The organism is Neotamlana sedimentorum, from assembly GCF_000943565.1.
Classification (GTDB): Bacteria; Bacteroidota; Bacteroidia; order Flavobacteriales; family Flavobacteriaceae; genus Neotamlana; species Neotamlana sedimentorum.
On record NZ_JTDW01000034.1, the window covers coordinates 1 to 3,770 of the forward strand.

The 3,770-nt window shown below is 29.3% G+C and carries 3 protein-coding genes; all 3 read right to left on the reverse strand.

From position 1 onward, the window contains the following. Positions 1 to 38: 38 nt before the first annotated feature. Positions 39 to 974, reverse strand: a complete 936-nt coding sequence (locus tag PW52_RS16835; RefSeq protein WP_044634152.1) for a HEPN domain-containing protein — start codon at positions 972 to 974, stop codon at positions 39 to 41. After that, the gene (locus tag PW52_RS16840) at positions 974 to 2,056 is read right to left on the reverse strand and encodes a DUF262 domain-containing protein (protein ID WP_044634153.1); all 1,083 of its coding nucleotides are present in this window, start codon (positions 2,054 to 2,056) and stop codon (positions 974 to 976) included. Before PW52_RS16840 ends, PW52_RS16835 begins: the two co-directional genes overlap by 1 nt. Positions 2,057 to 2,291: 235 nt before the next feature. After that, positions 2,292 to 3,686, reverse strand: coding sequence for a leucine-rich repeat domain-containing protein (locus tag PW52_RS17290; RefSeq protein ID WP_052823547.1), 1,395 nt, complete (start codon positions 3,684 to 3,686; stop codon positions 2,292 to 2,294). Between the last annotated feature and the right edge of the window lie 84 nt (positions 3,687 to 3,770).

Sequence of the window (3,770 nt, forward strand, 5' to 3'; positions counted from 1 at the left end):
GCTTGTTTTTTAACTCAGTTCTTTGTTGTGCGTAGTTTTTATATTTCCGTAATAAACCAATCTTTAATACTGTTCTCACTAGGTTTTATAACTAGAATTTCATTTTTGTTTTGTGCCCTAATTTTACTCTCATTTAATATAATATTAAAATCAGTATTTGTTCGATATGCTCTATTGCTATTTCCAACATATTCTTTCCACTTTCCATCAACATTCTTTAGAAACCTAAATTTTAACTGTGATGGTATAGTTTTTAAATTACCTTGAAGAAAATTATTATCATTATCTAATATGTGCTTTAAACTTTTTGAAATTAAAGCATCGAAGGCTAAAGCGATAATTTTCCCTTGTAAAACAAAATCTGTTAAGTCATTTATAGGTGCGTCTGAATTCGGATTATGCGCTGCCTTATGCCTTCTTTGTGCAGCATTCCTAAAAATATCACTAGGCTGAATTAATGTTATGTTTAACATTGAACTAATCTCTTGTACCGACGACCAACCTCCTTGAATTTGAAAAATTTTAAAAATATCTTTTAAATCTTCAGTAGATAGGTTCGATTTATCCCAACCTAAAGTATATTCAGATAATTCAAAGCTAGAATCCAAAGTACTAGCTAGAAATTTTGCCTCTGATTGAATAAAAGTTATATGATCTCCTGTTGTACGCTTTAGGTTTTCGGCTCGTTGAAGTATTCCTTTTAAAGCTTTGTATAAGGATGCCTCAATAATAGTTTGGGGCAAATCGTTAAATGCAATTCCACAAGTCCCTAAATACTTGAATGCTTCCCCAATTCTTCTTTTAATGAAGTCTTCAATTATATTGAATTCTATAATTGCTAGCCCATTTCTTAACATTCTTGCTTTCTCATTATGGGCTCTTTGAGTTAAAGCTAAAGGTGAAACTTCTGGTGATGCCAAAGCATTTTCAAGGTTAACAAACCTTTCTATTAACACCTCTTTAGCTGTTGCCATTATTCGATAATTGATTTTACAATATCTTTCATAGTACCAATTCGATATGCCACTTGCTTGATATTAGAAGTAAATTGTCTCATTGAAACTTGGAAATTATCATCTTCAGTGTACTTTTGATTAAATGTTTCCTTTATAAGCACTTTATTATCTATTAAAGCTTGAAAGCTATTTTGCACAAAAAAGGATAATCCAACTGCTTGTGCATCATAAATACCTTGAATCAATTCATTTCTCCCATCTGGACGTCTGAATGCATCTTTACCAAAAATAATCTCACAAGCTTCCATTGATTTATTAAATAAAAAGTCGAATTCTTCTAAAGCTCCACTGTCAACCTGTTGATGATTTCTCATAAAGTTATCCAACTCATTTTTCATATTTCCAGAGAAGGAATTCCAAGTGGACCGAAGCGTGAAAAACCTTAGCACATATTCAAGGTCTATCATTTCTTTATATACCTTTGATTGTAGTCTTTCTTTTTCGGAATTAATATTAAATTGTTTGACTAAGAATGAGTTTTCTGATAATTTGATTAGCAGACGATTAAATTCTCCTTCATAGGCTGCATTTCTAATTTCTTGAGGTAGTAGTTTTATTCCTCCAGTGTTTAGTCTATTAAAGACTTCGTATTTCAGATTTGGGTCAGATTGTTTTAACAAAGTAATTACTCTTAAATAAGGTCGTATTTTTAACGCATTATTCAGCTGAGCAGGAAGTTCATTAAATGTATATCCTTCTAATTCTTTAAATTTCTCTAGACTTTCTAATTCCATACCTTGATTTATGAAATTGTAAATTGCTGTTATTCTCTGCTTTCCATCAATCACAGAATATTTTCCGTATTCATCTTCTGCTAAATAGATAGGTGGAACAGGAATGTTTAAAAGAAAAGATTCGATTAAGGCTGATTGTCTTGGAACATCCCAACGATCTCTTCTTTGGTATGTTGGTTTTATATTGATAGCTTCTTCCGAAACCATACTAGCTATGGAATCTAGTGACAAATCTGATGATTGAAAAACTAATCTATTTTGTGCCTCTAAGAAAATCTTAATGATATTATCTTTTTTATCATTCATCTTTATTGGTTTTATATGAAAAAATGGTTAGGGAAAGTTATGTTTATTTTATGAATATTTAATTGATTGTCGTCGGTTTTTTTAATTACGCACAACGTTTAATGCATATGGAAAGTTGCGTGTTTGTGTGCGAGGATTTTCCGAAGGAAAATCAGAGGCTAGCAAACAAGCAACGAACTTTGGTTTAGCTAAAACTAGCAATTTTTTATATACTGTGTTGGGTGTAGTTTTTACTTTATAATTCTAAAATTAAATCAGGAATATTTGGCAACCCAGTCCATTGGGCAATTTTATTATAAGTTTTTCCCAAATTTTGTACAGATTTTTTTAATTTCTGTGATTTTTTAATGACTTTACTGAACTCTGATTCTTCGTCGGTGATTTGGTCAAACAGTCTTTTAATTCTCTTTAAAGGTGTTTTATTTATATCATTTTGTGATGAGATATTCCCTTGCTCAATAAGCTCATCATCAATTTGTTTTATCTCTTCTTTTATTATACTCGGTGTGTCTTCTGGTAATTCATGAAGTAAATGATACACATTGTTCTGTAAAACAGGAAATTCTACTTTTAGATTTGAAATTATTTCAATTTTTGCTTCTACATTTGAATTAGAAGTTGCGATGGTGTTTATAAAGACTGGATTTGGATTTGTTTTTTCTAGTTTTAATAGATCAAAATATTGTTCTACTTGGTTTTCTAAATATTTAAGTTTGAATTCTCTTATCTCCACTTGATTTTTAAGATGAATTACTTGCTGTTTCAATTCTAATATAAATAAATCTCTTTGCGTTTCTGATAATACAATTTCTATTTTTGGTGCTATGGATTCTATGTTTGTTTTTACAAATCCTAAATATTCATTAAAATATTCATTAAGTTCCTCAATACTATCTTTATCTGACATAACAATCGTTACACCTTCATCGTGAGATTTCGTCTCAAATTGGATATTTTTTCCTTTTGATATTTCAACATATTCAGGAAAATAACTTAAATATTGTTTAATAGCAGTTCTTAACTCTTTTGGAATTTTGAATGTTAAATTTGATGAATTATAAAAGTCAGATTCTTCAAGAAAAAAGAACAACAGAATTCTCATAAGACCTCCATCCAAGACTTCTTTTGGCGGATAAATGATTGGATTGTCATTCAGCATTAGTTCTTTAATATTCTCTAATTTTTTAATAGAGCTAGGAAGTCTTTTAATTTCATTGTTTTTTACAAATAAATGAATCAAAGAATCTAAATCTCCAATTTCTTGTGGTAAACTAACTAAATTGTTGTTTCCAAGATTTAAATGAGTAAGAAGTTTTAGGTTTGAAATGCTTTTGGGAATCGATGATATTTTATTCTTCCTTAAATGCAATATTTGCAGACTTTTTAAACTTGTTAGTGATTCTGGGAAAGATTCAAGTTCATTATCAATTAAATTCAGCTCAATGAGCTGGTCGAGACATTTAATTTCGGTAGGAATATTTTTTATTTTATTCCTTCTTAATCTTAATATTTTTAACTGTTTCAATTCAAATACTTGGGCAGGGATTTCTAATAATCCTAAATCATTAAGTTCAAGAATTTCACCATTAGATATTCTAACATTATTTATCTTATCATGTATTGTTTTCATACAATATTAAATTATAACTTAAAATGGCTGTATTCAATGTTCTTCGATTGGATTCTGTATTATACTGAAATAGGTTGACCTTTT

What these genes read in the sequence shown, in the direction of transcription:
- PW52_RS16835 (WP_044634152.1), bottom strand. Translation starts at nt 974, where the DNA reads ATGGCAACAGCTAAAGAGGTGTTAATAGAAAGGTTTGTTAACCTTGAA.
- PW52_RS16840 (WP_044634153.1), bottom strand. Translation starts at nt 2,056, where the DNA reads ATGAATGATAAAAAAGATAATATCATTAAGATTTTCTTAGAGGCACAA.
- PW52_RS17290 (WP_052823547.1), bottom strand. Translation starts at nt 3,686, where the DNA reads ATGAAAACAATACATGATAAGATAAATAATGTTAGAATATCTAATGGT.